This is a genomic window from Nostoc piscinale CENA21 (assembly GCF_001298445.1).
Taxonomy (GTDB): domain Bacteria; phylum Cyanobacteriota; class Cyanobacteriia; order Cyanobacteriales; family Nostocaceae; genus Nostoc_B; species Nostoc_B piscinale_A.
Genome location: NZ_CP012036.1, coordinates 1,999,896 through 2,026,782 on the forward strand (window position 1 = coordinate 1,999,896; position 26,887 = coordinate 2,026,782).

The following is a 26,887-nucleotide window of genomic DNA, read 5'->3' on the forward strand; positions in this document are numbered from 1 at the left end:
GGTGTATCCAGTTAATAACCGCTATTTATGTTATTCCTTGGAATAAGAAAAAGGAGAGGTGAGCATTGCTCATCTCTCCTTTGATGATCAAAATGAACAATGATGAAATTCCTTGAGAGTTAGGAATATTTAGTAGTGGTAAATTTTATAACTCTTTGAGGAATTCAATCATGGCTTGTTGATCAGCAGGACTTAAAGAACGATAGCGACGAATGACTTCCTTCGCATCACTGCGATGGGTTCTAGAAACTTCGCTATTGTAAGGAGGACAAATCACGTCTGCTGGTGAAGAGCCATAAGAAATGTTGCCAACGGCTCCCCCTGGTGGTACTGGACATCCTGCGCCAGGGACGTTGGGTGTACGACTGTTATCGGGGGCTGGTAAATCGTGTAACTCAATAGCTGCACGAATAGCATCATCTAAAGTACGCACAACTAATGGTGCATTAGTAACTTCACTGTTGGTGAATACAGTACCAGCTGGGTTGCTGTTAACTGTGAGTCGGCTTAAGTACACACGAGCATCGTGTAAGAATGGAGCGCCCATTCTACCCAAGCCCATCAGTGGTGCGGTGCGGAACTCATCACCAAACGCAGTACCTTGCACATTGCTAAATACGTCACCAGCTAGGTTCCGAGGAATATCAAAGGTAGCGAAGGAGCGACCTACCGCAGTACTAGCACCTTGTTCTCTAGAAAGAGTTGGTTGATATTTTCTGTTAACAACTAACGGATCACGAGGTAAAGAAGCCCAACGTTCTGCATCAATTTGAGGTACGTTGTGCAGAAGTAAGTCAGAAAAAATAGGAGCCCACTTATAGCTCAAATGTTGAGCAACGATCGCACCATCTCTGGTTGTGGCTGCTGGTGACTGACCGGTTCTTTGAACAGGGATATGGCAGCTGGCACAGCTCACCATAGAATCTGTACGGTTAATAGCATTAGGATCACGACTATCACCACCTGCGGGGAAGCGGCCTGGAATCATCCGGTTAGAGAAGGCTACTAAATCAATCCCAAAAAGCTCTGCTCCGCGCTTAACTTGACCTTCAGGGCTTTGTGGAGAACGAGAGCGTGTAGGATTATTCAACACTGCCAATAGTGTGTCACCAAATTCGGGAGGAGCGGTCATCCGCAAGAAGTTCCGTTCGCTGAGTGGCACACTGAGGTGTGATTCTAGTGTGTTGGGGTATGGGTCAACACAACCTGGACGACCAACGTTAGTAGGAGAGTCTGTTGGTTCATTACGGTTGAGAATACTTGTAAACCCAACTTCCCCTTGCAAACCACCGGCAACAAACTGGAGGATTTCTGCGCCATTAGCCCGCAACCCAAAGCGTCCTACACCACCAGTAAAAGCTGAACCGGCAGAGATAGCAGTGCCTGAAGGTGTAGGAATGGTGTTGGTTTTACCAGTAATACAATCACCTGTACAAGCAAAGATACCTGCATTATTGAGAGATGAAGCGATACTTTGACTATCAGAACCTTCATCTTCAAAGCGGCGGATATCGTTTGATGGAATAGCTTCCATCAAACCACGACCAATGTATGGAGGTCCAGCGAACTCTACAACACCTCTTCGGAAACCTAGAGAGCTAAGTTTTGTTACTGGGTCAATATTAGGTAAGTTTGGATCTTCAGCAATTGTTGGGATGCGCTCAGGCAAACACTCAGGAAGGGAAAAACGCGTATGTTGAACAAAGCCGCCGAGGCGTGGTGAAAGTCCGCCCCTAGCCACTCCATCAAGAGGGTCAAATATGTTTTGTGCGGGATTATAGTCACCGAAGGTTGTAAAGGCAGCTGTCCGTCCAGTGTTATTGATGGCATCAAGGTTATCAGCAGGCCGTCCACCACCAGTAGCAGGATCGAGGGCTGTAAACTTGAAGTTTGTTGGTGTCGAGCGTGCAGCACGGGATACGTTGGAAACGTCACGTACTACTCGGCTGTTGGGAGTTGCTTCAGCAGAACTCAAGTGACAACCTAAACACATTTGTTGGTTGGCAATTGGCCCTGCACCTTCTACAGCAAGGTGCGGTGTTGTAAAGAATTGTATTCCTTCTACCAAGGCCTCTTTTTGTGTGCGAGTTGCAGAAGGATAGACTAAGGCATCAAGGTCTTTTAGTCCCAGTGGGAAGGCTCCAACCACACCAAATTTTTGTCGGGGAACACGTTCTGCTGGAGCCAACGCGATTCCTGGTGCTGGTTCTGCTACATCAAATACGTTATTGATTCCATTGCCTAACTCAGTTTGTCTTTGAGCTAACAACGTCGCATCGTCTGGGACATTACTACCAATGGGAGCAGAAGAGAAAATACCTGCCAAACCGACTTCTGGGAAGAGTGCCGCCGAAGATATGGCTAGGGCAAATGAACAGCATACTATTAATAACAAAGTTGGAAGCCTACGCTTACGCGTAAACCTCATGATGTTTCGCTCTCTCATAAGTTTCTAGATTTTCATAGGAAAGTTGCTTGTTACAAGGCTGTCAATCATCAACTAGGTGATGATTTGTACTGCCTACCTATCAGAAACATACACTATTTCAACATAAATAAAAGATACAGTATATAACTAGTAAATTCTGCATCTCTTTACTAATAATTTAATAATCGCTTCACATCCTCTAGAAAAATTTACTGATAGAGACGTGAATAAAGTTTTCCAAGCTAGTATACAGCAGCAAGATGAAGATTTTACTCAAAGATATGCGTATTAACCGAGTGTTAACTTATATTTTTAACTTTTTATCTAGCGAGTGATGATAACAGTAAGCAACTTATACTCTTAAGAGAAGATATATTTAATTGCTTGTAAATTTTATTTATTAGATTTTGACAAGTTAGATTATTGTTTGTCTTTTGTGTCATAATTAAGGCTCGCATTAACTAAGTTAAAGGTGAGTGCTGGATAATGAGCAATCACCTTTTTTTTTCTGAAATACTTACTACTACTATTCTGGTTGGCTATCAATATCTGGTGTTGAGATTAGCATCAGACATAATGAGTATTTAGTAATACTCTAGTTAGTCATTCAGAGTCAATACAGAAATAAAAGCCTTGTATAGCAATACTTGTGGCGTATGCGTATCTGCTGTTAAGGCTAGATTAACTGCTGAAAAAATCAGGTATGGCGGTTTAATTCAAAGTATAAGCTGTGCCAGTGGTAGCTTTATTCTGGCGCGATAGTCCAACAAGATTAAGATTTTGACTGTTTATATATACTTGAACAATCGGGATGCTAAGTCAGCCTTTGACACTACTTTTAACTTAGTAGTCAATCAGTCTGGTATTTCTATCAGATTTTAATAATATAGCTGATTTTTGAGTAGAGAATGATTTCATTTAAATTTCATTTTTGCAAGAAAAAATAAACTGATATTAATAAAATGTTGCGGTTTTATATGTCTATCTTTGAATAGGGAATGATTTCATTTAAATTTCATTTTTGGAAGCAGTTACATTGACTTGTATTAATAAAAAGTTACAATTTTATATGTCTATCTTTGAATAGGGAATGATTTCATTTAAATTTCATTTTTAGGAGCAGTTACATTGACTGATATTAATAAACAATTACATTTTTCTATGTCTATCTTTTGGTAGAAAATAATTTCATTTAAATTTCATTTTCTTGAAAGTAGCTCTTGATGAGATAAACTGTAAAAAACTTCAGATATTTACAGACTTTCACTGATGACAAGTGATTGCTAGGAATATGTTCGTCAGAGGTAAAATTCTCTGGTTGAGGCTTTCTAGACAAATGCTCCAACCTCGGCGCTTGGCGTTTGCTGAAGCTTGCTTGATTGGTCTAGTTTCTGGTCTAGCGGCAGTTTTGTTAGGGCAAGCTGTGGACTGGGCAGGGGCGTGGCGAGTGCATGTTTCTTACTTATGGCCTGCTTATTTGGTGCTACCGGGGATTGGGCTAGTCGGAGGTCTTTTAGCTGGTTGGTTAGTTGAGCGTTTTGCACCGGAAGCATCTGGGAGTGGAATGTCTGAGGTAAAAGCGGTGTTGGCTCGCGTACCGATGCCGTTAAATTTGCGGATTGCTTTGGTCAAGTTGATTAGTGCTACATTGGTGCTGGGTTCTGGGATGCCTTTGGGACGAGAAGGCCCAACTGTACAGATTGGGGCAGCTTTGGCAAATCAACTGAGTAATTCGGTACCGACTTCTCCTGAACATCGCCGTCAACTGATTGCAGCAGGTGCAGGGGCCGGGTTAGCGGCTGCTTTCAATGCACCGATCGCTGGTGTACTGTTTGTTGTAGAAGAGTTACTTCAAGATGTGTCAGGTATTACTCTTGGCACAGCTATTTTGGCTTCGTTTATCGCTTCCGTGATTTCTCGCCTTTATGGTAGTCACAGCTTTGATTTGAGTCAAATCAATTTAGTATCTGGGCATACGACTTTCTTTGCTCAGGAAATCCCTTTTTACTTGATTTTGGGTGGATTAGCAGGATTATTAGGGATTTTGTTTAATAAAGGTGTGATTGCTAGTTTGGAGGTTAATCAGCGTTTACTAAACCTGAGTTTGCCTTGGCGAATTGGAATTGTGGGGTTGGTTAGTGGAGTGGCGATCGCTTTGTTGCCTGTAACTTTTCGCAATAATGCTGGGCTGAGAGAAATTATATTGATGGGTAATGCTCATTGGTTATTTGCCGCGATCGCTCTTTTAGTCCAATTTACCCTGATTCTTTTAACTTATGGCTCTGGAGCGCCTGGGGGTTTACTGGTTCCCACTTTAGTTTTAGGGTCTGCTCTTGGTTATTTGGTGGGTGCTGCTGAACAAAGTTGGTTAGGTATGAGTGCCGCAACAACTTATGCTCATGTAGGAATGGCAGCGTTTTTTTAGTGCTGTCTCTAAAGTACCGATTACAGCAGTCATCATTGTGTTTGAGATGACGACAGATTTCAATCTAGTGCTACCTTTGATGATTGTATCTGTAGTTGCTTATTTAGTAGCAGAAAAAAATTGATCACAGGTCGCTCTATGACCTTTTACTCGAAAGAAAAGGCATTCACATTCAAAAAGAGCCAACTACAGATGGACTGTTAGCTCAACTCAGCGCCGCAGAGGTCATGCAAAGACGTGTTGAAACTCTCTCTAGCCAGATGAGTATTGATGAAGCAGTGCAAGCATTTTCTCAGTCTCACCATCGCAATTTCCCGATTTTAGACAATGGTAAAGTTGTAGGTATTATCACTCAGAAAGATTTAGTTACCAACGCTTCGCAACAGATAAAGGGAAATAAAACTATCAGCGATATCATGACACCAGAGCCAGTGACTGTCAGCCCCACAGCCACACTGGCCTATGTTTTGCATATACTTAATCGTCATAATCTCAGCTGCTTACCTGTAACAGAAGGCAGAAAATTAGTAGGAATTATTACTCGCAGTGACATTATTCGTGTAGAAGCAGAGAAGTTAAGTGGTCAGCTGCAAGCGATCAAATCAAAATCAGCGCCTTCTTATGTAATTTATCAAACTCGCACTCCGGCAACAGGCAAAGGCAGATTACTAGTACCGCTTTCACATCCACAGACAGCCAAGACTTTATTAGAAATGGCAGTTGCGATCGCCAAACAGCGCAACTATGAAATAGAATGCTTACAAGTGATTATTGTCTCACCAAGCCGTATTCCCTCAGAAACACCAGTAGACACTACCAAAAGTCATCGTCTTCTAGAACAAGCAATATTATTAGGTCAAAAACAGCGTATTCCTATTCATACCCAGATACGAGTTGCCCATAATGTTGCTCAAGCAATTTTGGAAACTGTCAAAGAGCGACATATTGATTTAGTATTAATGGGTTGGAAAGGCACTACATCAACTCCTGGTAGAGTGTTTAGCCGAATAGTAGATACAATAATTCGACAAGCTGCTTGTGATGTGATCTTAGCTAAATTAGATGACAAGAAAGCCTTTGAGCGTTGGTTAATCCCAATTGCAGGCGGGCCTAACTCTCGTCAAGCAATTAAATTATTACCTGCCTTGAGTTCTTTAAGTTCATCCCCTAAAATTAAGCTGTGTCAAGTATTTCAGCCTAATAATTTCACACCTGACACAAGATTTTTAGAAAAATCCCTTCATTTTCTCCAACGCCGAGTCAATGGTAAAGTACTTGCTACTTCAGTCCAGTCCAATTCTGTTTGTGAAGCTGTCATTGAGTGTGCCGAACAAGACAACACCGATGTGATTATTTTAGGTGCTAGTCGTGAAAGTTTATTACAACAAGCAATTCAAGGAAATATTCCCGAAAAGATTGCCCGTAATAGTAATTGCACAGTCATTATGGTCAAAACGTAAAATATACAAATATAAGAATTCAGGAGTGATTCTAAATTCTGGCGAAATAGCCCATATATTCTGTTTGATAAAATCTGAATTTGGTACGTCATTAACTACTTAAAATTAACTGAGTAGCGTTTTGGTAAGAAATAAGACTAACTGTACCCATGAATAATAAGCATAAGCTAAAGCCAGAGGCAATCCATTTTCCTTCTAGCGACAATTTCATAAACAAATAAATTAATGATTCAATTATATGTATTACGATCATGAGCATAAGATTTGCGATCGCTTGTGATAGGTGGAGTATCTACAGGAGTGGATATTTCTAAGGATGATTGTCTGACTGGAGTACGATAAACACCACGTACTCGTTCTTCATAGTCGTAATCGATTTTCTCCAAATCATTAAAATTTGGGAGATTTTCAACCTGCTCCTACTGGATTATTAAAAGCCGCAGATAACGAAGCTCAATTAGCCAGTGTGATTGCTCACGAAATTGGACATATCCCCAGTTGTCAAGCAATAAATCAGATGCGAAAAACAGCAATCACGCGCGGTATTGCAACAGCAACAGGACTAGACAGTAGTACCGCAGTTCAGATTTGGATTTGGCCTTAAACCTTCCCCACAGCCGCCAAGATGAATTTGAAGCTGATCAAAAAGGAATAATAACATTAGGACGTGCTGGTTATGCTCATTCTGCCATGATTGCATTTCTGCAAAAACTACTCAATCAGCCATCACTACCATCATTTTTGAGTACCCATCCTGCCACAAGCGATCGCATTGCTGTATTAAAACGTGAAATTAATTCTCAAACAGCTTATCGAAGCGGTGGCTTAAACAACGCTGCATATCAAGAAAAAATCCAACCTTTAAGTTAGTTATCCATCAATTGCTACAGATTTAATAGGAAGAAACAACATAGCTCATTAACTTTTGCATTGAGCTTCACTTTAAGTATTTTTACCTTCAGTTTTGCATCGGCTGAAGCACAAACAAATAATGCCCCAGTTACAGGTAGACTATCAAAATATACTCCGCTAAAAGCTCCTTTTTTGAGAATAGGATCGCGTGGACAAGCTGTCAGAGATGTACAAGCTGTTTTGCGCTCTTGGGGATTTTATAACGGAGTGATTGATGGTAGCTAGGGAAATAGAACAGCTAGAGCAGTAGTAGCATTTCAGCGATCGCAGAGATTAGTCGGTGACGGTCAAGCAGGAACGCTCACTTGGCAAGCATGACGGAACAACAATAATGTCTTCCCTATGCCAGGCCCCGTCTAACAGATAGTGAAACTTATTGGCTCTAGTAGAAGTTAATCATCATCAACATATCAGAAATTTGGGATCAAATTAGCTAAATTCCTAGCTAAAGATAGAGCCTATCTCTCTATTAAAGAGGATGCAGACAATTGTCGTATCCTCCACATTATTGTTAGAGAAAATTTTAGCTTTAATCCAGCCTAAAAAAATAAAAATATGGCATTACGTGATCCAGTTCCTGAAAAAATAAAACAACCAATTAGACAAGTAGCTTCTCATCTTTGGGTTGAGCGATTAGCCAGATTAGGCTATGCAGCCAAAGGTCTAGTTTATTTTATCGTCGGCTTTTTAGCAGCACAGGCAGCATTTGGTTTTGGTGGGAAAACTACAGATACGAATGGTGCGCTAGAAACAATTGTCACCCAGCCTTTTGGTAAATTTCTCTTGAGTATCGTTACCTTGGGACTGATTGGTTATGCACTTTGGCGTTTTGTGCAAACTATTCTCGCTCCCGAACATTCTGGTCAAAAAATGAATAGTAAAAGAATTGCTAAACGTCTTGGCTATGCTTTTAGTGCGATCGCTTACGTCAGTTTAGCTGTAACATCTATCAAACTAATTATTGGTTCTAGTAGTAACAATAGCGATTCTGTCGAAGATTGGACAATATATTTGCTTAATCAACCTTTTGGCAGATGGTTAGTATTACTTGTCGGTTTCACAGTAATTGCTGTTGGTATCTCTTTTCTTTATCAAGCATACAAAGGCAAATTCCGCCGCAATTTTAAACTTCATCAAATGAGCAGGACTGAGCAAATTTGGGCAATGCGTTTGGGTAAATTTGGGATTGCCGCTCGCGGTATTGTTTTTGATATCATTGGTATTTTTATAATGGTGGCAGCCATTCAATTGGATGGCACTCAAGCTAGAGGATTAGGTGGTGCATTGACATCCTTAGCACAGCAACCATTTGGCCCTTGGATTTTAGGTATAGTGGCTTTAGGTTTGATTGCTTATGGTATCTATTCCGTCATTGAGGCTCGCTATCGCCATATTACTAATTTATAAATTAGTAAAAAAAAGAAGCTATATTCATAGGACTAACTCCAAAGGCAAAAAATCAAGGGTTTAAGCAAGGGTATAAGGGCAAAATAAAGTCAAAAATTCTCTAGTTTTTGGCTTTATTTTGCTGCTAACAGAAGGATGAATTGAAAAATTAGCAAAATAAGTAGCGCGAGTATCATCTATATCAGGTATGTAATTTGAGTAATAACTAGAGAGTTTAGACATAGCAATTACAGTTTTTGTGAATCAGTTTTGGAAGTCAGTAAGCTGGGCAGAAAATAGGATATAACGTTGTATTATCTTGGTCAATTAAAGCCTGTAAACCTGATTTTAGCGACCAGTGAGGCGTAAAGCCTAACATTGAAAATGCATTTGAGATATCAGCATGTGAATGCTGAATATCTCCTAAACGGGCAGGCATAAAATTCGTTACTGATAAGTGCTGAGGAAAACAAGTTTTGAGAATATCAACTAACTCAATCAGAGATATATTTTTTCCATTACCTAAATTACAAATTAAAGAAGAACCTGGTTTTAGAGGAATAGTTAAAGCTTTAGCAAATCCATTTGCTACATCTTTAACATATATAAAATCTCGTGTTTGAGTTCCATCTCCATAAATAGTTAAGGGTAAACCTTGCTGCATAGCATTTACAAAAATGGAAATTACACCAGAGTATTGAGAATTAGGTTGTTGTCTAGGGCCGAATACATTAAAAAGGCGTAATCCTACAAATGAAAACCCTAATTGTTTGGCAAATAATTTGGCATATTGTTCGCACACCAGTTTTTGTAAGCCATAGGGAGAAATGGGATAAGTTAGTTGATTTTCTGAAATTGGTAGTTGCGTTGGATTTCCATATACAGCTGCTGAACTGGCAAAAACTAGTCTGGGAATGTTTAAAGCTTGGCAAAGTTGAATTACAGTGATGGTTGCAGAAAGATTATTGTGATGAGCCTTGAGTGGTTGCAGCCAAGATTGCGTTACCGATGGGGTAGCGGCTAAATGGGCTAGTCCATCAATCGGCTCGGTAAAATCATTGGGTTGGCATTTTGATATATCTTTTATCAGTACTTTGATTTGAGGATGTTTAGGTAAGTTTTGCAAATTGCCTGTCAATAGGTTATCAACAACTGTGACATCATGACCATCGGACAAAAGCTGTTCTGTTAGATGGGAGCCGATAAAGCCAGCTCCACCAGTGACAATAAAATGCATAATTTTCAAGTCAGGTTAAAAACAAATATTTTTATCAAGATTGGAGATAAACTTAAGTCCATCTCTGCATTATCCTTGTTTTCTATGAGCGCAAGCAGAGCTTATTGTTCGAGACCGTACTTAGTGGCGAATGAAAAGGGGCAAAATTTTTCGCTCTATACGATATAGTTTAGATTTAATTCGTTGAAAGGGGTATAAAAGGAAATACAGTCTCGGATGATGATATGGCCACAAACCCTTCTGTAGAGCCTGCCAAACTTCAGCATTTTTGACATTTTCTTGAGATAAATACTCCGCTACCCAGTTTAAGAATGCTAGGTGTGAGGGATTTGTCTTAACAGGATGGTATTGTCTTATTGTTTTAGCAATAGAACAACTAGAACCAGGATGTTGTCGATATCTATCCCAATAGTTAGTCTCTACAAATACAGATGCTTTGAGATAAACCTTAGCAAAAAAGGCTTGATCTTCATACATACCTCGAAAGCGTTCTTCAAATCCCCCAATCTCTTGAAATAATTCACGTTGGATCAATACGCTACAAGTAGCAGGTGTATTAACTTTTTTTTTTGCAACAAAAGTACTAGCAGTTTTGGTGGATGGAACAAACCATTGCTCGGAATACCAAGTTCTCGAATGCGATCGCGTTTACTATCTTTAGGATTCCCCGTCCAACTGTACCAAAACTGAGTTGAGCCAAAAACTACTTTTGCTTGAGGGTTAGATTCCATTATTGCTAGTTGCTGTTCTAGTTTCTGCGGTAACCAAACATCATCAGCATCTAAGAAAGCTATATATTCACCTTTAGCATTGCGGATGCCAAGATTGCGCGTCGCACTCATACCGCGATTTTGATGGTGTTCATGTTGTAGATAGCGTACTTTTTCTAGGTATTTTTCGGCATATTGCAAGGCGATCACAGAGCTACCATCAGTAGAACCATCATCTACTAGCAACAGTTCCCAGTTGTCATAAGTTTGAGCAAATACGCTTTCTATCGCTTCTATAAAGAATTTCTCGCCTGCATTGAAGAATATGACAATACAGGAAACTAAAGGCTTTTTATTCATTAAAGAAAGTTCCTCATATTCTCAATTTTTCTGTTTTGACAAGCAATTTCTGCAATGCTATGCGATTTACTCTCCATTTAATACGCTTTATAATCTGCTGAGGACGGTTTAATAAAGAGCTTAGGATTGGATGACGAGATAACCATAGCTCTTTTTGAAGTACCTCCCAAGCCTCTGTGTACTTGAACCCTTTTATGGATAGATATTGCTCTAACCAGTTCAAAAAAACTGGACGTTGTATGTGCCAATACTCTTTTTTAGTCTTTTGGGCGATTACGCAGCAACTCTTAGGATGTTGTCGATACTTATACCAGCACTGGCTGGCTACGAATACAGGAAATTGTAGACAAACCTTTGTACAAAAGACTTGATCTTCATACAGACCTCGGAATGAATCTTCAAAACCACCAACTTTTTCTATTACTTGTCGCCGCACTAGCATTCCCGCTATGCTAATTTTCATTTGTAATAACAGCAAAAATAGAATTGGTGGCTCGATTAGGGTATTAGTCTCCATACCCAGCTTTTTCAGTTCTTCATATTCACGTTGTTCCAGATAATTAAGTTTTTGATCTTCAGAATTTCCCGTCCAATCAAACCATATCTGAATTGGCCCATAAACCATACCAGCATCGGGGTGAGAATTTAAAATAGCGGCTTGTTCTTCTAAAGTATTTGGTATCCAGATATCATCGGCATCTAAAAAGGTAATATATTCACCTTTGGCGTGGCGAATACCTAAATTGCGAGTTGCACTCATACCGCGATTATGATGTCCTTCATGTTCCAAATAATGGACTTTTTCTGGATATTTTTGTGTATAGCGTAGAGCTATCTCCGTACTACCATCAGTAGAGCCATCATCGACCAGTAATAGTTCCCAATTCTTGTAAGTCTGGTCAAATACGCTTTGTATCGCTTCTATAAAAAAACTGCTCACCAGCATTAAAAAAGATGATGATGCAAGAGATTAGGGGTTTGCTAGTCATTACTAAAAACACCTTGATAACCAACGGGCAAATGTTTCTCCATCCCAATCTTCAACTACAAATCGGGGTAATAAAAAACGGTTACTATGTTGACTAATTTTGTTATTGTGTTGTTGAAGTTTATCAAGAACACTAGCGCAAGCACAGTTAAATCCAGCTTCTTGAGCTAGAGAAATGGTCTCTTTTGTATAACTACCATTGGGATAGGAAAAACTCGTGATTGGATGTCTGAGAACTTTCTCCAGATAGGCTTTACTTTGTTGAATTTCATCTCTTTGTGAAGCTATTGGAAGTTGAGAAAGAAACGGGTGTGTTACGGTGTGAGTACCAATTTCAATCAATCCCCCTGACTCTAATGCAAGCATCTCTTCGTTGCAAAGGGAGCGATGGGTTGAGCGAACTACTGGTTGAGCATTTGTCCAGCTACCTAGTTCATCTAAGAGTTGACTTCGCTCATAGGCAGACAAAAACTGCAACAATTGATACACTGAGCGATATAGCGCATGACGAGGCGTAGGGTCTTCTTCTCTTTCCATTTTCCAATGGCGATCGCGCTGACGATCAGCTTCACTATAATATGTTGCTTCGCCTAATTCCCATCGATAGGTTCTGCCATTAATATTTAACTGGAGTAAGTCGGGTAAGATACCAGGTTGTAATAACAGTTGCTCTAGTTCATCCCACCAAAATTCTCGCTTTTGGTCAATACCTCCAGTGGTAACAAAAACTGTTGCTGGGATATCGTACTTTTCTAATAAAGGTTTGGCATTGTAGAAGTTATCTGCGTAACCATCATCAAATGTAACTACAATTGACCGATGTATGGATTGGCGATCGCTCAGTCTTTTTGTCAATTGTTGTAAATGCAGAGGATGACCATATTTTCGTAAAACTTCTAAGTGTTCAGCGAAGTGTTTTGGTGTGACACATAATGACCAAGGGTCTGAATCTACTTCAGCTACACGGTGATACATTAAGATGATCGCACCAGGGAAAATTGTATTCTTAATCTGCCGAACGGTGTGTCGTACTTTATTACTAAGTTTGCCTATGATCATGGTTTTGTTTCTTTCACACCTCTAAAACCACCTGTTGGTGTAGCATTAGATTAACGTTCAGGAAGCTTAAAAAGAAAATACATCTCTGCACCTTTAGGATCTTTGCGTCTTTGATGCCACTCATTATCTGCTAAAAATTTTAGGATGAGGCTTGTCAGCCATGAAATCACTGTTAAAGGTTTTAAGATATTGATTACAACGTAGTCTTTCCAAGACTTTCCCGGTTTTTGCTGTTGCTTGTCAATAATGGCTGTTGGAGTACGGAGTATCGCAATCGTTTGGAGATGCTTCCTTAAAACCTGTAATTTATTCCGCGCTGCATCATTGGCGGCTTGAGTCGGATCGGTTAAGTAGCGAACGTAGTGATACCCCTCACCTGTAATTCCTTCAATTGCTTCGTAGTAATGCCAGGCATAATACTCTAGGCATATATCAAAACCATATTTGGCAGCAAGCACTCGCATTTGCTGAGTATCAAGTTTCCTCAGATGTCCTTTGTCTTCATAAAAAAAAGTATTTTGAGGGTGCTGTCTCAGACCATCTTTTCTCAAGCTACAAATATGATGCTCAAAACTACCTTCATTTCCACATGGACATATATGGAGCATCTTAGTTCCCGGTTTGCTTAATTGTAACAATTTTATCCAGGTCTCATCAATGTTTAATACATGTTCAAGAACGTGATGACTGAAAATGAAGTCAAATTTAAAGGAATTTAAAGTACAGTTGTCAACTGTGAAAAAATCACAATTTAAATTCTTCGCTTTAGCCTTTTCTAATGCAACAGGACTTAAATCCGTACCGCATACTTGCCATCTTGGTAAAGCCTGCTTGATAACAGAAGTAAAAACACCTGTTCCACAACCAAAGTCGAGAGCTACTCCTTCTTCAGGAAGACCTAGTTCCAATAGCAGTTCATAGACACGTCTCTTTTTTCGGGTAGGCCATTCATCCATGTAATCGCCTTCATAGCGATTGTTATAAAACAGGGATGCGTTATTTATATCGTTAAGCTTGAGGTGTTGCATTTCTGTAGTTAACTCCATCGACTTATTCCTTTACAGCTCTAGCTGTAATTAAAACCTGGTATTCAGGATCGTGATAGTTTAACTTTGATTGCTCTATTTCTTCAGTTACAATCCCGTGCAGAAGAGCGATCGCACTCAACACATTTCCATAGGATGTAACTTCTATTTTGTCTGGTTCAAAAACTTCCTGAAATAGCTTTTGAATTGAGAGAGCGGTGAAACTCCAATATTGTCCCCAGCGTTCCATATCTTCGCTGCTAATTTGACTAATACCTGAAACAGTGACTAGTAAAACCCCTCGTGGTTTTAGAATCCGGTGGAGAGTTTTAATTGCAGCTGGGACATTGTAGATAAATTGCAGGGTTTGAGTGAGGATAATGCAGTCGAAAGTATCGGATGACAGATGGTCAGCGTTGGTTAAATCTGCTACGATTGTCGCTTTTGGATTACCTGCTTCTACATGAAGCACATCGCTTTTAGTAATGCGATCGCCACCAAATTTTTCTGTGTATAAAGGTTCCTTAATCTCTAGTACATGTCCTTGAATCTCTTCAGCATAAAGAGCCAGAAAATTTTCAATATAGTAGCGGTCAATTGCTAAACCTCGACCTAAACCGAAGTCAGTTCTAATTGGCTTGAGTCGTCCTAAGCTACCAAAATTTATCCATCCCACTGGTGACCGACCATACCGGATATCTTGCAGCCAATGGTAGACAGGAGTTGGCAATTTCTTAACTAAGCTGGTATTCATGCTGCCACCTCTGGTTTGACTGCCCTTACAGTAATTAAGAGTTGGTATTCATTATCTTGATAATCAAGTTCTTCCTGATGTAAGTCTTGTACTGCCAGTCCTTGCAAAAAGGCGATCGCCGCTAGAACATTTCCATGAGTTTCAAATTGCACATTGGTTTTAGGAAATTTCTCTTCAAATAACAACCTTGCTGATTGAGTTGTTAACGCCCAACACCAATCATCACCCCAGTCGCATTTGACTACTTGGCTAATACCAGGAACCGTTACTAGTAAAATTCCACCTGGTTTTAAGATGCGGTAGAGGGTTATTAAAGCCGCACGCATATCGTAGAGAAGGTGCAATGTCTGCGTCAAAATCACACAGTCAAAAACCTCTGATGGAATATGATCTGCGTTAGTCAGATCGCCGATGATAGTTGCCTCTGGGTTCCCTTCTATTACATGTAGTACGTCACTTTGAGTAACGCGATCGCCACCAAATCTCCGGGTATACGATGCGTCGCCAATCTCTAATACTCGTCCTTGCACATCCTTAGCCTGACGCTCCAGAAAATTTTCTATATAGTAGCGATCGATGGGAAGACCCCGATTGTAACCAAAATCCCGACTTATAGGTTTTAAGCGTCTCAAGTTGCCAAAATTAACTTTCCCTATTCCTGGGCAATATTGATTTCGTTTAAATTGAGTTTGCAACAAATTATTAATAGATGATGGCAGAGTCCGCTTTGCTATTTGTTTTAAATGTTCTTTCTTCATTAGAAAAATTTCCAATAATTTATTCACTAAAGTTTAATGAGCAATATATTGCAGAGTCATTTGTGTAGTGCTATTCTTTAGCCCATTGTTTACCAACAGAAATTTAAAGCTTGTAATTTATTATCTTGCTGCGCCTTTCCAGTGAATCAATTGGTTTCTCAGCCATTGATGAATAGGGATAGGTAGTTTTGTTTTACCTAAGAACTTTAGTAGTTCCTTCATGTGCTGCATAGGATGTTTATTCTTACTTACAACCTCACCCCAGAAGAGTTTAAGCTTGAGATCAGCAGAAATACGGTTACTGTTCTTATTGCTCAATCTTTCATCATAATTTTTTTTTGGTGGAAGTCCAAGTAGTATCCTGACAAGCTAATTCATTGGAACAGGTTAAAACCTTGATAAATTCGTTGCGTATTTCTTCAACCATCTTTTTTGCTCTTTCAGAACATTCTCTGGCTTTCAACTGTGCCTCTTCTGTCAGGCAGTAGTCAAAGGCTTGCTGTAATGCTTCGTCAGTGATTTTATCTGCCGTAAACACTACAGGCCAACCGATAGTTTCTGCTTGACGTTTAATTTTTAGGCTGTCACCACCTGGATCGATAGAGAGCGTAGGAACTCCATTCTTAAGGGACAACACTGTCCCATGCAGTCGTGTCGTTATAACCATATCCATTCGGGCAAGGATTGACTCAATCTCTGCTGGACTACGGAACCCTTGACTATTCGTATCTAAACGTGTATCTATTTCTACTACTGATATCTGTCGTGATGCCACAAGCCGTTGAATAGCAGCATAAGCAACTTCCTCAAAAGCGGCTCCATAAGGTTCAACTAAGCAAACACCCACAACAGGAACTAACTCTCGACGTGACAAAAATGTAATATCGGGACGAGCACATACAGAACTATCCCGCTCAATCAAAATATCAAAAGGATTCCACTTTTCAAGTGGCTCAAGCATGGTTAAGTCAATTCCAATAGTCTGGCAGTTAGAAAAACGGTTCAGGAAATCATCTCCCCTTCTTTCTCTTCCGAAAGGGCCGCATACAAAAATTGCGTGTGAATAGTTTTTTGGATCAGCAAGACGAAAATCTATTCCTCCTCTAAATGGAGGAATAACTGCAATATCGTAGGGGAAACCAACAGAATCAAGCCAATCACAGACAAGTTCGGCAGCCAATAAGTCACCGGCTGTTGCACCTCCACCTTCTAAACTAAAGCAACCTGTAACAAGAGCCTTCACAAAAAATCTCCTTAACAAATGAGGGATAAATACAATTCGTAGTAGTTGATTGTACTTATATGGGCTTTATCCATCGATGTTGGATAAGGACATTACCATAACCAGTTACCCTATTCACAGGGCGACCTCTTAAGTTTCCTTGCTCCACTTCAAAAAAGGCTGCTGCTTTAACATCATCTTGAAATTCTCCATCACACATGATTGCTGCATTGATCCGATAGCGACCAGGGATTAGTAATAATTCATCAATCTCGCAAATAAACTTTGTCTCTTGCTGCGGATGAGTCATATCCTCTTGACTATGTACAGATGAGTCAAAATATGTGACTGGTTGACCATATTGGTCGTAAATAGTAAAACAGCAAGAAAGCCCTGAACGAATCCCAGTCACATGAAAAGTGAAAATAGCAGGAAACCCTGTTGCTAAAGTATGAGATGGATAATTTCTACTATTTGAAATTTCTATTTGGGAAAGTCGTAGATGACCCATACCCTGGCGATCTGTGCGTTTTAAAAGGTTATGAACAGAGGCTTTTTCAAGTTTTGTTAGATAAGTCCTAATGGCTACATCTACTGTATCATCAGCTAAGATAGTTCCTTGCTCTAAAAAGATCCCACGACTACAAAGTGCCTGAACAGTACCTAGATTATGACTTACGAATATAACTGTTCGGCCTTCTTGTGCCACATCCTCCATCTTACCCAAACACTTCTTTTGAAACTGCACATCTCCCACTGCTAATACTTCATCAACAACTAAAATCTCTGGTTCTAAATGCGCTGCTACTGCAAATGCTAAACGGACATACATTCCCGATGAATAACGCTTAACAGGTGTATCTAAAAATTTTTTCAATCTCTGCAAAATTAACAATTTCATCAAATTTTCTTTTAATGTCTGTTTGGCTCATACCCAAAATAGCACCATTGAGAAAAATATTTTCTCTCCCTGTTAGTTCTGGATGAAAACCTGTACCAACTTCTAATAAACTTGCCACTCTTCCTTTAATTGAAATTCTACCATATGTAGGTTCTGTAATTCTACTCAAAATTTTTAATAGGGTTGATTTACCTGCCCCATTGGTACCAATAATTCCAACTCTATCTCCTTGCTTAATTTCAAATGAAAGATTTCTCAATGCCCAAAAATCCTCACTATAATTCGAGGTGTAATATTTTGGTTTATGGATTGACTTGATTAAAAATTTAGCTCTATCAACTATAACATCTTGCAAAGTGTTATATTTACTTTTTAACTCTTTCTGGCGATTAATTATATATTTTTTGGCTAAATTTTCAACTTTGATTACTGGATTACTCATATAGTTAATTCCTATTTAAATTACATCAGCAAATATCCGCTCCATTTTGCGGAAGTACAAAATTCCACTGATAAATAATAAAAATACTAATCCTACAGACAAGACAAAACTGGGTAAGTCAATAATTAACTCATTTCCCAAAATTGCCCAGCGAAAACCATCAATTACTCCTACCATTGGATTTAAAGAGTAGAGTAAACGCCATTGTATTGGCACAATACTGCTACTAAATCCCACTGGTGAAATGTAGAGTCCAAATTGCACAATAAAGGGTACAACGTAGCGAAAATCACGATATTGTACATTCAATGCTGCTAACCATAAACCTGCTCCTATTGCCGCTGCAAAAGCTATTAAAATAAAAAACGGTAGTGTTAAAATTCGCCAGGTTGGTACAAAATCATACCATGCCATTAGCCCTAGCAAAATCATACCGGAAATCATGAAGTCTACAAAGCTAACAATTACGGCACTAGTCGGTACAATTAGACGAGGAAAATATACTTTAGAGAGTAAGTTAGAGTTATTAATTAAACTATTACTACATTCACTTAAAGCATTAGAAAAAAAACTGCCACGGCAATAAAGCAGAAAAAACTAAAATTGGGTAAGGAGCATCACCTTCAGAAGGTAGTTTTGCTAAATTACTAAATACTATTGTAAAGACCACCATTGTTAAAAATGGTCGAATTAACGCCCATGTAATACCAATCACTGTTTGTTTATAGCGTACAAGAATATCACGCCAAGCTAAGAAATAAAACAATTCTTTGTATTGCCATAAATCTCGCCAATATTGTTGCTCTATACGACCTGCTTCTATAACTAATTCAGATTGAAATTTATTTTTCATAATTTATATTTTCCAACTTAAATATCATATAAATAAACCATTTAACAATGTTAATTACCATTTAATTTTTATCAAAACTTCAACATTAATTTAAATGATATTTTATCGTACAAGATTTAAGAATTGCCACCGCAAAAAACGGGTTAAACTTCTCATACCATCGTAGCCATTTGTTCCAAAAAAGCGTATTAATAAGATTGCTAAACTGAGCCGTATATAGTTATTAGTCAAGCATATTTGTGGATAGTTACGGTAAGCTTGTTGACGGAAATATATTGCTTCTTCAATATTTCCTTCATCTATTGAGTTCCATGCTTGGTAGAGATTCATGTAGCTATAACTCCGGTTTTGCAAGTACAACAAATCGAAAGAAACTGATTGGAAGTTTTTATCTATGGTTCGGCGCAAATCTTTTACCATCTCCTGGCGCTTTTTAGACATACTATTGGTGTGCTGTCGCCATAAAGTTAACGGTTCTTTGACCACTGCAAATGGGTAATGAACTGCAATCCGAATCCACATATCTCGATCAGCTGCACCTGAGAGTTCGGGGTCAAACAGTCCAACTGTTTGAAAGCAACTCCGACGAACCATCGCTGAACTACCATTGCCAATCATGTTAGCCACGAGAATTTGCTTCCAGACATTTCCTTCGAGTCGGGATGCAAGTACTCTATTTATAGGCTTAGCAAAAGTATCAACCAGATGTGTCCAAGTATAAACCAGACCTGCTTCTGGATATTCCTCAAAACGAAGTATTTGTTTTTCCAGTTTAGTTGGTTTCCACAAATCGTCTGCATCTAAGAACGCTAAATACTCTCCGTTTGACTGCATGATGCCTGTATTCCGTGCAGCAGAAACGCCCTGATTTTCCTGTGAAATCAGTTTGACTCGCTCATCTGTAATATTATTAGCCCATTGCACAATATTGTCTGAACTACCATCATTGACAATTAGCAATTCTAAGTCAGAAAAAGTTTGTGCTAAAACACTTTCTACCGTTTCTGGAAGGAATTGCATAGCATTGTATGCGGGAATAACTACAGTAACTTTTGGCATATTCAACTCTTTAAAGTAAGTTGTTGAGATTGGTTAATCATTTGTATGATTAAATCGCGATAGCGTAGGGCAACAATATCCCAGCTAAAACGCATAGCATTCTGTCTAGGCTGCATTTTCCAATTTCTACTCAAAGCTTCTGCGATGGTGGCAGCATAAGCATCTACATCAGTCACGTCGCATAAGATGCCACCATCAGCAACAATGTAACGCCGCATTTCATCATTAGTTGCAACTACTGGTAAGCCGCAAGCCATTGCTTGTATATAGGCTTGTCCGAATGGTTCATCTATAGAAGGAAGGGTAAATATATCTGCACATCGATAGACATCAGGCATTTGATGAAAAGGAAATTTCTTGATTACAAAGCGCTTAATTCCCAGTAATTCTTCACCTAGCGTTTGAAAATAATTGTGATCAGGGCCATCTCCACAAAGTAAAAGACTAACTTCAGGTAAACGTGCGATCGCTCGAATTGCCAATTCAACTCGTTTGTGATCACTACGATTCAAACTAGCAACACACAAAGCTATAGGCTTTTTCAGACCCACATCAATATAAGTACCTTCTGGCTTAAACCATCCAATATCTACACCGTTCGGAATGATTGTGACAGCCTGATTTGGATGTAAACCTGTAACAAATTCCACCATCTTTTGAGAGAAAACAACTAGATGATTTGGATGAAATCTTAGACTTCGCGCTAGTGAGCGTCCACCATTAGTCAAGCCAGTATGTGCTTTGAACAGAATTGGTGTACCAGTCAGTTTTCTCACAAAAGCAGCCATTGCCAACCCGCCATAGTCATTGCAGGGAAAAATCAAATCAGCTGGCTGCTTTAAAAGTCGCAAAGCACAGGGTAAAAAACTAGTTAAATGCTCAATGACTATATCAGGATGGGTGCAAAATTTACTCATTGCTGAGTAAATCAAAGGATTTTGTAATATCTGACGAGCCTTTACACGCGTAATACCACCAGTAGGGTAGTAAAAAGGACTGCAAGGAGATCCTGCGAGTAGTTCTATCTCGAAATCCGAACCAAGGCGATGAGCAATCTCAATCGCAAAGTTTTCTGTACCACCACTCCAATTAACTCCTGCACAGGGATGAACTATGGCAACTTTGTAAGTCTTTTGAGACTTGCTGCTCTCTTTTTGATTATTCTTCCAGCCGATAAATTTTTGTGTAATCATATTTTTACTTTATTGCTTATTTTCTTTTAGATATTCCTTCTTGTCTTCAATTAAACTATTCAATTTTAGCTACTATTAGTTTTGTGATTACTACTAAAGGTTTTTCCAAATATTTATAAATAAAACAACCAAAGACTAAAGATATACTAATAATTATTAAACCCAAAAAATTTATTTCCATAATATTTTCAATAATATCAGGTTTTGCCGAGTAAATAAATTTAGTTATATTATTTATAAAAAAGCCGTGAGTTAAATAAATAGAATAAGAAGCATTACCTAAATAAATAAAGGCATTGTGTATATTGATTTGATTTTTAAATTCTAAATTAACCAAACCTATAATTAATAAGGCTGATACTATTCCGAAAAATATTACTCGTAATTCTTGATATATCAAAAGGTAGGAAAAATTTACTATTGATAAACTATACAATAACAATGCGCTTAAAATTATTTTTTTTTTCATTTTTTATGGAGCCTTTCAAAAATATATAAGCGGTCAAACAACCTAAAAAGAACTGTAAATTATGTAAATTAAAAACAAAATCTAAAATCAAATTATTTGAAATATCAGTTATAGCTAGAAAATTGAGAATTATTCCACACAACCAAAACATGATCATTAGAAAAGAAAACTTTGGTTTAAACCATATAGCTAGCCCAAATAAAATATAAAAAAGCATTTCAGAGCTTAATGTCCAACTTACTCCTAAAAAACTACTAGAAAGTATATTTCGATCTTGAGGGAATAAAAGAAAAGCCTTAACAATTTCGACAAAATTACGCTGACTAGTATCGACATCGTAATTAAATAAAAAAGAAGAAATTAATTTTGTGGCTAAAATTATCCAGTAAAGGGGATAAATACGGATAATTCGTTTGATAAAAAATAATTTAGTTTTAGATTTATCACCAATATCATGATGATGATTATAAAAGATAATAAAACCGCTGATTACAAAAAACAAATCTACACCTGAACCACCAAAATTGAATAGAGAAAAGAAAAAATCTCGATTGAAATTCTGATTAAATATTAAATCCGTATGTGCCAAAACTACAAGAAGTGCTGCCATTCCCCGCAAAGCTTGGATGAGAGTAATTTTTTTCTTAAATTTTAAAGAATTAGTCATTGAAGTTTATCTAGCGATGCTATTTTTCAGAATTATTGGTCTTAACAATGCTTGTTTTTTAGAAAAGTCAAACAATTTTTGATGGATAAAAGAGTTAAATATCGAATGTTTTAAATCAAGTAACCTGTCATAAAAAAGTTTGATGCAATAAAATAATTTACTTAGCTAATATCATTAGAGAATAACCACCAAGAACACGGACAGCTAAATCCTGATGAAGAGAATAAAAAACTTTCCTTGGTATTCTGGCGATATGATTTCTGATTGATTTAGCTGGTAGTTCAACGTATCCAGCAGTATAGAAGTAATCTAGAAATTCATAACCACAATCTTTCAGTAATTCCAAAGCTGTTTCTTTTGTAAAATAATGGATATGTCCTACAGATTTTCTTAGCTTGATAATTGGCTTTGTTCGCAAAACTGACTGTACTGAAATATCTAAGGGTATGTGAAAAATTTTATATTTACTCTTACATTTGATATTTCTCAAGAAACTGAAGTAGTCTTCTAAATGCTCTAGTAAATCAATTACTAAAATCATATCAAAAAAAACAGCATTTTTTTTGTGTAATAATCTGCTATTTCAAATTGAAGATTTTCATTAGAGTGAATTTGACAAAACTCAATTGCTTGTGGAGAAATATCATATCCCCAAAATTTGCAATCATTACTCATATTTTTTTGTAATTGCTGAAGTATTCCTCCAGCACCACATCCTACTTCACAGATTGTGTTTGGTGAAAGTTTATTCTGCGTGATAATTTTGATAATTTGCTGTGCTTTCCAAGGTGAATCTTCGACGTGCCAATTTGGATTGTTCTGTAGATATTTGCCATCCGTATAAATTTGCTGTGAAATCATTGATTAACTCCTCAAACAGTGAACCTATTAAGTTAGAAGATAAATGGTATTAAAGTAGACCTTCTTCAGGCTGTCGTTCATTCCAGTTCCAACCAGCTACTGCCAACAAAAGCCACCAATAGAAGAAGAGAGTGGTGTGAGTCAATATGTTGTCTGTACACATTCCCACGAGTAGTCCAGACAAAATAGCCATCAGGGTTAAGCAGATATCTCGCCGAGAACTTTTGGGAGGTGAAGACCGCATTAACTGAACAAGACGAATAAACTGCGCCCCAAGAAAGACGATAAAAGCTGCTAAACCAACTATTCCTCCTTCAGCTAAGGCACGAATATAATCGTTGTGTGCATAATAGCCAGTAAAAATAGTTAAGTAAGGAGTAGTACCTAAACCGTAACCAAAAATTGGTGAATTTTGCCAAGCTTGCAGTAAGAAAGTCCATTGAGCAATTCTCCAATTAAAACTGTTTCCATCTGAATTTGACAATAAAATAGCCCGTGATATATCAATGTCTGGATTCAAAAGTGGAGTTGCTAAGATAGAATTTAAACGCTCTTGTCCAAATTCAGTACTAGTGAATAAGCTGATTATTACTACAAAGAGTAATATGCCAGTGAGTAAATTGAGTAAGTTCAATTTAGGAATAATTAACACTAGTAAAAAAACCAATAGCATGAATAAAATAGTTAGAGCTTTGGTGCTAACTATGAAAAAAGCAAGTGTAGCCAGCAGTAGTATCCACGGCAAACGTTGGTATTTCCGTCCTATTTGCCAACAGGTTAAGCCAATAAATAGCAATAAGAATGATGCAAAGGTAGCTGGATGACCAAGAGTACCATTAATCCGAGAACCCACTTCAAATTGCCCATGAGTGTCAAACACAAGAAAAGGGGGAAGAAGTGAAGGAGGTATTAATACTTGGATTAATGCTATTGTCAGTGGTATGACCAAACTGAAGAACAAAGTTGCAATCACTTTTTCAGGAGGAATCCGCTCCTGAAGTTGCATTACTAACAGATAGGCCATCAGCCAGGAGAATAGGCGTACCCACTCACGCATACCAACTAATAAAGCATTTGATGTAAGTGAAGGTTCTAGTGCTAACCCACCTAAAGGTAATAGTATTAGCCATAGCCCTTGTAATGCGACCCAGCTAGCAAAGAACCACCAAAATCCATCAGTACGGACAATGCGACCTGTCAACAACGAGACTATTACATACAGCACAGTCAGAGCATCTAGCCCAATAGCAAAGGCGGCTGGTATTTGTTGAGCCGAGAAAACATCCAAAGAGCTACGCAATATTAATAACCCCAATACGGCTTGCTCAAATTTACTAAAGAAGTAATAAACTATCCCGATTGCAACTATGGCTAACCCCAATAACTTGGGGCTAGTTACTGCCAAGAATCCTGCAACCATAGCAGCCCCCACACCTACCAACCAAAGCAAAATTGCTAAAGCCACAGAGCGATTTGCGCTTTGATTATTTAACATCTTCAGACTCCAAGCGATCGCTAGAAGTGTGAGAGACTTTTTGAGTGGTCAAACGTCTTTGAGATTGGTATGTATAAACAGAATTGCGGTAATATTTTTCCACATCAGTAGTCATGTCATTCATCACGCCTCCCAATATGGGTATGCCATTTCCAGTTAATTCTGATACTGTCTTTTGCAGAACCTCCTTACGAGTCAAGTTGGGACGGGTGACCAAAACCATTCCGTGGCTTTGCTGAGTCAATGTAGCAGCGTCAATGCTTGCACATAAAGGGGCGGTATCTATAATTACTAAATCAAAATGTGCGGCGGCTTCTGTCATTAAGGATTTCATGGCTGTAGACTCTAGCAACTGAGAAGGATGTTGGTATAATTCACCACAAGTTAAGATTGAAAGATTTTCAATTGCTGTTGGGCGTATCACTTCCAGTAGAGATTGATTTTTTTTCTAGAACCTCGCTGATTCCTGGTGTTGCAGTTAAATCAAATAATTGATGTTGTATTGGTTTATGTAAGTCGGCATCAATAATCAATGTGCGGCGTGACAACATAGCAGAGACAGTAGCTAGATGTGAAACGACAATTGATTTACCTTCACCAGAGAGGGCGCTACTAACAACTATCAGTCGCAAGTTCTCACGGCAGCGAAATTCTAGGGTCTTGAGAAGCATTCGATAAGGCTCAATCAAACCCGCATCATTTAAGAAACTGTCTACGGAATCTAGCTTCAGGGTGGTAGCTGTCAGACGTGGCAATACTCCTAGCAATGGCAACTTGAGTAACTCTTCTGCCTGCGACACATCTCTCAAGGTGTTATCCAACACCTCCAATAACAACACAACCCCAACGGTTAAAATCATCCCAAAGAAACTAGCAATTACTAGCACTACTGACTGCTTGGGTGATGCAGGTGTATCAGGTACTGTCGCTTTAGCAATAATACGGATATTGCTGACTAGTTGAGCCTCAGCGATCCGTGCTTCTTCCAATTTGCTTTGTAGTAATTTCAGAGAATCTGCCGCTTCTTGTCGTTGGCGAACAAGAGTGTTGAGAGTTTCTTGTTTAATTGGCAGTTGTACTAGATTAGCCTGAAGTTTAGCACGCTGGACTTGAACAGTCTTGAGTTTATTTTCCAAGGCTGATCGCTCGATTTTTTGAGTAATCAGTTGAGATGTCAAGTTCTGCGATAGCTGATCGTTGGCGACTTTTTCTGGTGCGATCGCCCTATTATTAGGTGAAACCAAAGCCAGTTTTTGTAGATACAACTGACGTAAAACATCCCGTCGTTCGATTAAGTTGAGCAAGCTAGGATGATTTTCAGTAAAACGCACACGAGCCTCTACTACCTGTGCCTCTAATTCCACCAATTTAGCCCGTAAATTTCTCAGTTCTTCATCCCCACCACCACGTACTGCTGAATAAGCATTGTTGAGATTGTCAGCTTTGGTAATTTGCTCTAAATTAGCAATCCGAGACAAAGTTTGTTGCAGTTCACCTACAAGAGTCCGCTCTTGATTTTCGATTGTTGCTAAACTTTCTACTAAAGTTTTTGTTTGTTCTTCTATAGAGACAATGCCACTTTTTTTTCCTGTAGATGTTTTCAGATGCTTCCGCTATTTTCAGCCGCGATCGCTGTTTAGGAACTTCAACTTCTAAAAATTGCCTCACAGAACGAGCTTCGGAACTAATTGTATCTGCACTTTCCTTGACCATTGTTTCTGACACAGCATTCAGAATCTTGGCAGCTAAATCAGGATCTGGTGAGCGATAACTTAGTTCCAGAATGTTGGTCGCTGGAATAACCTTGACTTTCAAATTCCCACTCAGTTCAGCGGTTGAGATGCTTTCTGGAGGAGAAATTTGTGTGATCGCTTTTTGCAAAACTTGTTGCGACTTAATTAATTCTGCTTGAGTAGCCAGCGGGTTAGAACCTCCAGGTGTAGTTACAGGCACTTGGCTGAGGTCACGTCCTAATTGAGAGACGCTTACTTGTTTTTCGTCTAGTATTAGCCGCCCGGAAGTTTCATACAATCTTGGGGCAACAGCCAAGTAGACAACTGACCCACCAATGACTGAAGTAAATGTAGTTATGGCAGGTATACTACGCCGTTTCAAAACCTTTACTAAAGATGAAATTTCTTTTCCCATTAGCTTTCGCTACCTCAACTACTTTGTAGGAAATAACAGGCTGATACATCCTGAAATTCAACTTGATTTTTTCTG

The 26,887-nt window shown here is 38.7% G+C and carries 25 protein-coding genes and 4 pseudogenes; 6 read left to right on the plus strand and 23 right to left on the minus strand.

What is annotated here, in order from left to right:
- Nucleotides 1–145 precede the first annotated feature (145 nt).
- Nucleotides 146–2,395, minus strand: a complete 2,250-nt coding sequence (locus ACX27_RS08700; protein WP_158507358.1) for a cytochrome c family protein — start codon at nt 2,393–2,395, stop codon at nt 146–148.
- 1,324 nt (nt 2,396–3,719) lie between these two features.
- On the opposite strand from ACX27_RS08700, the pseudogene ACX27_RS08705 reads away from it, so the two are divergent.
- Nucleotides 3,720–6,313, plus strand: a pseudogene (locus tag ACX27_RS08705) (chloride channel protein).
- Between the two features lie 230 nt (nt 6,314–6,543).
- On the opposite strand, the gene ACX27_RS31605 reads toward ACX27_RS08705, so the two are convergent.
- Nucleotides 6,544–6,699 carry a hypothetical protein gene (locus ACX27_RS31605; protein WP_418006814.1) on the minus strand — a complete coding sequence of 52 codons (156 nt, stop codon included), beginning with the start codon at nt 6,697–6,699 and terminating at the stop codon, nt 6,544–6,546.
- A gap of 11 nt (nt 6,700–6,710) precedes the next feature.
- Between ACX27_RS31605 and ACX27_RS35210 the strand changes: the two genes are divergently transcribed.
- The 5 genes and pseudogenes from ACX27_RS35210 (at nt 6,711) to ACX27_RS08725 (ending at nt 8,632) form a co-directional block, all read left to right on the plus strand.
- Entirely contained in the window at nt 6,711–6,917 is a 207-nt protein-coding gene (locus ACX27_RS35210; RefSeq protein ID WP_062291002.1) for a M48 family metalloprotease, read from the plus strand.
- On the plus strand, nt 6,902–7,183 hold the full coding sequence (locus ACX27_RS35215) for a M48 family metalloprotease (RefSeq protein ID WP_335337775.1): 282 nt from the start codon (nt 6,902–6,904) through the stop codon (nt 7,181–7,183). Before ACX27_RS35210 ends, ACX27_RS35215 begins: the two co-directional genes overlap by 16 nt.
- A gap of 60 nt (nt 7,184–7,243) precedes the next feature.
- Nucleotides 7,244–7,450 (plus strand): peptidoglycan-binding domain-containing protein, encoded by a 207-nt coding sequence (locus ACX27_RS08720; protein ID WP_235526560.1) that lies wholly within the window; start codon nt 7,244–7,246, stop codon nt 7,448–7,450.
- 12 nt (nt 7,451–7,462) lie between these two features.
- Nucleotides 7,463–7,543: pseudogene (locus tag ACX27_RS34850) on the plus strand (peptidoglycan-binding domain-containing protein); the annotation flags it as partial.
- A 237-nt stretch (nt 7,544–7,780) separates the two neighbouring features.
- Complete coding sequence (locus tag ACX27_RS08725; RefSeq protein WP_062291008.1) at nt 7,781–8,632, plus strand: DUF1206 domain-containing protein; 852 nt, start codon at nt 7,781–7,783, stop codon at nt 8,630–8,632.
- A 256-nt stretch (nt 8,633–8,888) separates the two neighbouring features.
- On the opposite strand, the gene ACX27_RS08730 is transcribed toward ACX27_RS08725, so the two are convergent.
- The 21 genes and pseudogenes from ACX27_RS08730 to ACX27_RS35230 form a co-directional block, all read right to left on the minus strand.
- A complete protein-coding gene (locus tag ACX27_RS08730; protein WP_062291010.1) occupies nt 8,889–9,848 on the minus strand; it encodes an NAD-dependent epimerase/dehydratase family protein in 960 nt (319 codons plus the stop codon).
- A 120-nt stretch (nt 9,849–9,968) separates the two neighbouring features.
- Nucleotides 9,969–10,382 carry a hypothetical protein gene (locus ACX27_RS31610; protein WP_144427426.1) on the minus strand — a complete coding sequence of 138 codons (414 nt, stop codon included), beginning with the start codon at nt 10,380–10,382 and terminating at the stop codon, nt 9,969–9,971.
- The gene (locus tag ACX27_RS31615) at nt 10,379–10,918 is read right to left on the minus strand and encodes a glycosyltransferase family 2 protein (protein ID WP_144427427.1); all 540 of its coding nucleotides are present in this window, start codon (nt 10,916–10,918) and stop codon (nt 10,379–10,381) included. Before ACX27_RS31615 ends, ACX27_RS31610 begins: the two co-directional genes overlap by 4 nt.
- Nucleotides 10,919–10,931: 13 nt before the next feature.
- Complete coding sequence (locus ACX27_RS08740; RefSeq protein WP_200929926.1) at nt 10,932–11,858, minus strand: glycosyltransferase family A protein; 927 nt, start codon at nt 11,856–11,858, stop codon at nt 10,932–10,934.
- A 51-nt stretch (nt 11,859–11,909) separates the two neighbouring features.
- Nucleotides 11,910–12,965, minus strand: coding sequence for a polysaccharide deacetylase family protein (locus tag ACX27_RS08745; protein ID WP_062291016.1), 1,056 nt, complete (start codon nt 12,963–12,965; stop codon nt 11,910–11,912).
- Between the two features lie 50 nt (nt 12,966–13,015).
- Entirely contained in the window at nt 13,016–14,011 is a 996-nt protein-coding gene (locus ACX27_RS08750; RefSeq protein WP_062291020.1) for a class I SAM-dependent methyltransferase, read from the minus strand.
- 4 nt (nt 14,012–14,015) lie between these two features.
- On the minus strand, nt 14,016–14,744 hold the full coding sequence (locus tag ACX27_RS08755; RefSeq protein WP_200929927.1) for a class I SAM-dependent methyltransferase: 729 nt from the start codon (nt 14,742–14,744) through the stop codon (nt 14,016–14,018).
- Nucleotides 14,741–15,502: a class I SAM-dependent methyltransferase gene (locus tag ACX27_RS08760; protein ID WP_062291023.1), complete on the minus strand. Its 762-nt coding sequence runs from the start codon at nt 15,500–15,502 to the stop codon at nt 14,741–14,743. The genes ACX27_RS08755 and ACX27_RS08760 overlap by 4 nt, the downstream gene beginning before the upstream one ends.
- A gap of 325 nt (nt 15,503–15,827) precedes the next feature.
- Nucleotides 15,828–16,745: a polysaccharide pyruvyl transferase family protein gene (locus tag ACX27_RS08770; protein ID WP_062291028.1), complete on the minus strand. Its 918-nt coding sequence runs from the start codon at nt 16,743–16,745 to the stop codon at nt 15,828–15,830.
- Between the two features lie 55 nt (nt 16,746–16,800).
- Nucleotides 16,801–18,067, minus strand: a pseudogene (locus ACX27_RS08775) (ABC transporter ATP-binding protein).
- Nucleotides 18,068–18,082: 15 nt separating this feature from the next.
- Nucleotides 18,083–18,920: pseudogene (locus ACX27_RS08780) on the minus strand (ABC transporter permease).
- 102 nt (nt 18,921–19,022) lie between these two features.
- Nucleotides 19,023–19,979 (minus strand): glycosyltransferase family 2 protein, encoded by a 957-nt coding sequence (locus tag ACX27_RS08785; RefSeq protein ID WP_062291030.1) that lies wholly within the window; start codon nt 19,977–19,979, stop codon nt 19,023–19,025.
- A gap of 2 nt (nt 19,980–19,981) precedes the next feature.
- Nucleotides 19,982–21,172, minus strand: coding sequence for a glycosyltransferase (locus ACX27_RS08790; RefSeq protein ID WP_062291032.1), 1,191 nt, complete (start codon nt 21,170–21,172; stop codon nt 19,982–19,984).
- A 55-nt stretch (nt 21,173–21,227) separates the two neighbouring features.
- Complete coding sequence (locus ACX27_RS33555; RefSeq protein WP_235526561.1) at nt 21,228–21,641, minus strand: acyltransferase family protein; 414 nt, start codon at nt 21,639–21,641, stop codon at nt 21,228–21,230.
- A complete protein-coding gene (locus ACX27_RS08795; RefSeq protein WP_235526562.1) occupies nt 21,601–22,308 on the minus strand; it encodes an acyltransferase family protein in 708 nt (235 codons plus the stop codon). Before ACX27_RS08795 ends, ACX27_RS33555 begins: the two co-directional genes overlap by 41 nt.
- A 157-nt stretch (nt 22,309–22,465) precedes the next feature.
- Nucleotides 22,466–22,849, minus strand: coding sequence for a hypothetical protein (locus tag ACX27_RS32815; RefSeq protein ID WP_200929928.1), 384 nt, complete (start codon nt 22,847–22,849; stop codon nt 22,466–22,468).
- Complete coding sequence (locus ACX27_RS32820; protein WP_200929929.1) at nt 22,846–23,169, minus strand: methyltransferase domain-containing protein; 324 nt, start codon at nt 23,167–23,169, stop codon at nt 22,846–22,848. Before ACX27_RS32820 ends, ACX27_RS32815 begins: the two co-directional genes overlap by 4 nt.
- Before the next feature lie 49 nt (nt 23,170–23,218).
- Complete coding sequence (locus ACX27_RS08805) at nt 23,219–24,664, minus strand: O-antigen ligase family protein (RefSeq protein WP_062291035.1); 1,446 nt, start codon at nt 24,662–24,664, stop codon at nt 23,219–23,221.
- On the minus strand, nt 24,654–25,088 hold the full coding sequence (locus ACX27_RS35220) for a tyrosine-protein kinase family protein (protein WP_335337776.1): 435 nt from the start codon (nt 25,086–25,088) through the stop codon (nt 24,654–24,656). Before ACX27_RS35220 ends, ACX27_RS08805 begins: the two co-directional genes overlap by 11 nt.
- Complete coding sequence (locus ACX27_RS35225) at nt 25,066–26,142, minus strand: GNVR domain-containing protein (RefSeq protein WP_335337777.1); 1,077 nt, start codon at nt 26,140–26,142, stop codon at nt 25,066–25,068. The genes ACX27_RS35220 and ACX27_RS35225 overlap by 23 nt, the downstream gene beginning before the upstream one ends.
- Nucleotides 26,143–26,155: 13 nt before the next feature.
- Nucleotides 26,156–26,812 (minus strand): Wzz/FepE/Etk N-terminal domain-containing protein, encoded by a 657-nt coding sequence (locus tag ACX27_RS35230; protein WP_335337778.1) that lies wholly within the window; start codon nt 26,810–26,812, stop codon nt 26,156–26,158.
- Nucleotides 26,813–26,887: the final 75 nt, after the last annotated feature.

What these genes read in the sequence shown, in the direction of transcription:
- ACX27_RS08725 (WP_062291008.1), top strand. Translation starts at nt 7,781, where the DNA reads ATGGCATTACGTGATCCAGTTCCTGAAAAAATAAAACAACCAATTAGA.
- ACX27_RS08730 (WP_062291010.1), bottom strand. Translation starts at nt 9,848, where the DNA reads ATGCATTTTATTGTCACTGGTGGAGCTGGCTTTATCGGCTCCCATCTA.
- ACX27_RS31615 (WP_144427427.1), bottom strand. Translation starts at nt 10,918, where the DNA reads ATGAATAAAAAGCCTTTAGTTTCCTGTATTGTCATATTCTTCAATGCA.
- ACX27_RS08745 (WP_062291016.1), bottom strand. Translation starts at nt 12,965, where the DNA reads ATGATCATAGGCAAACTTAGTAATAAAGTACGACACACCGTTCGGCAG.
- ACX27_RS08750 (WP_062291020.1), bottom strand. Translation starts at nt 14,011, where the DNA reads ATGGAGTTAACTACAGAAATGCAACACCTCAAGCTTAACGATATAAAT.
- ACX27_RS08755 (WP_200929927.1), bottom strand. Translation starts at nt 14,744, where the DNA reads ATGAATACCAGCTTAGTTAAGAAATTGCCAACTCCTGTCTACCATTGG.
- ACX27_RS08760 (WP_062291023.1), bottom strand. Translation starts at nt 15,502, where the DNA reads ATGAAGAAAGAACATTTAAAACAAATAGCAAAGCGGACTCTGCCATCA.
- ACX27_RS08785 (WP_062291030.1), bottom strand. Translation starts at nt 19,979, where the DNA reads ATGCCAAAAGTTACTGTAGTTATTCCCGCATACAATGCTATGCAATTC.
- ACX27_RS08790 (WP_062291032.1), bottom strand. Translation starts at nt 21,172, where the DNA reads ATGATTACACAAAAATTTATCGGCTGGAAGAATAATCAAAAAGAGAGC.
- ACX27_RS33555 (WP_235526561.1), bottom strand. Translation starts at nt 21,641, where the DNA reads ATGAAAAAAAAAATAATTTTAAGCGCATTGTTATTGTATAGTTTATCA.
- ACX27_RS08795 (WP_235526562.1), bottom strand. Translation starts at nt 22,308, where the DNA reads ATGACTAATTCTTTAAAATTTAAGAAAAAAATTACTCTCATCCAAGCT.
- ACX27_RS32815 (WP_200929928.1), bottom strand. Translation starts at nt 22,849, where the DNA reads ATGATTTTAGTAATTGATTTACTAGAGCATTTAGAAGACTACTTCAGT.
- ACX27_RS32820 (WP_200929929.1), bottom strand. Translation starts at nt 23,169, where the DNA reads ATGATTTCACAGCAAATTTATACGGATGGCAAATATCTACAGAACAAT.
- ACX27_RS08805 (WP_062291035.1), bottom strand. Translation starts at nt 24,664, where the DNA reads ATGTTAAATAATCAAAGCGCAAATCGCTCTGTGGCTTTAGCAATTTTG.
- ACX27_RS35230 (WP_335337778.1), bottom strand. Translation starts at nt 26,812, where the DNA reads ATGGGAAAAGAAATTTCATCTTTAGTAAAGGTTTTGAAACGGCGTAGT.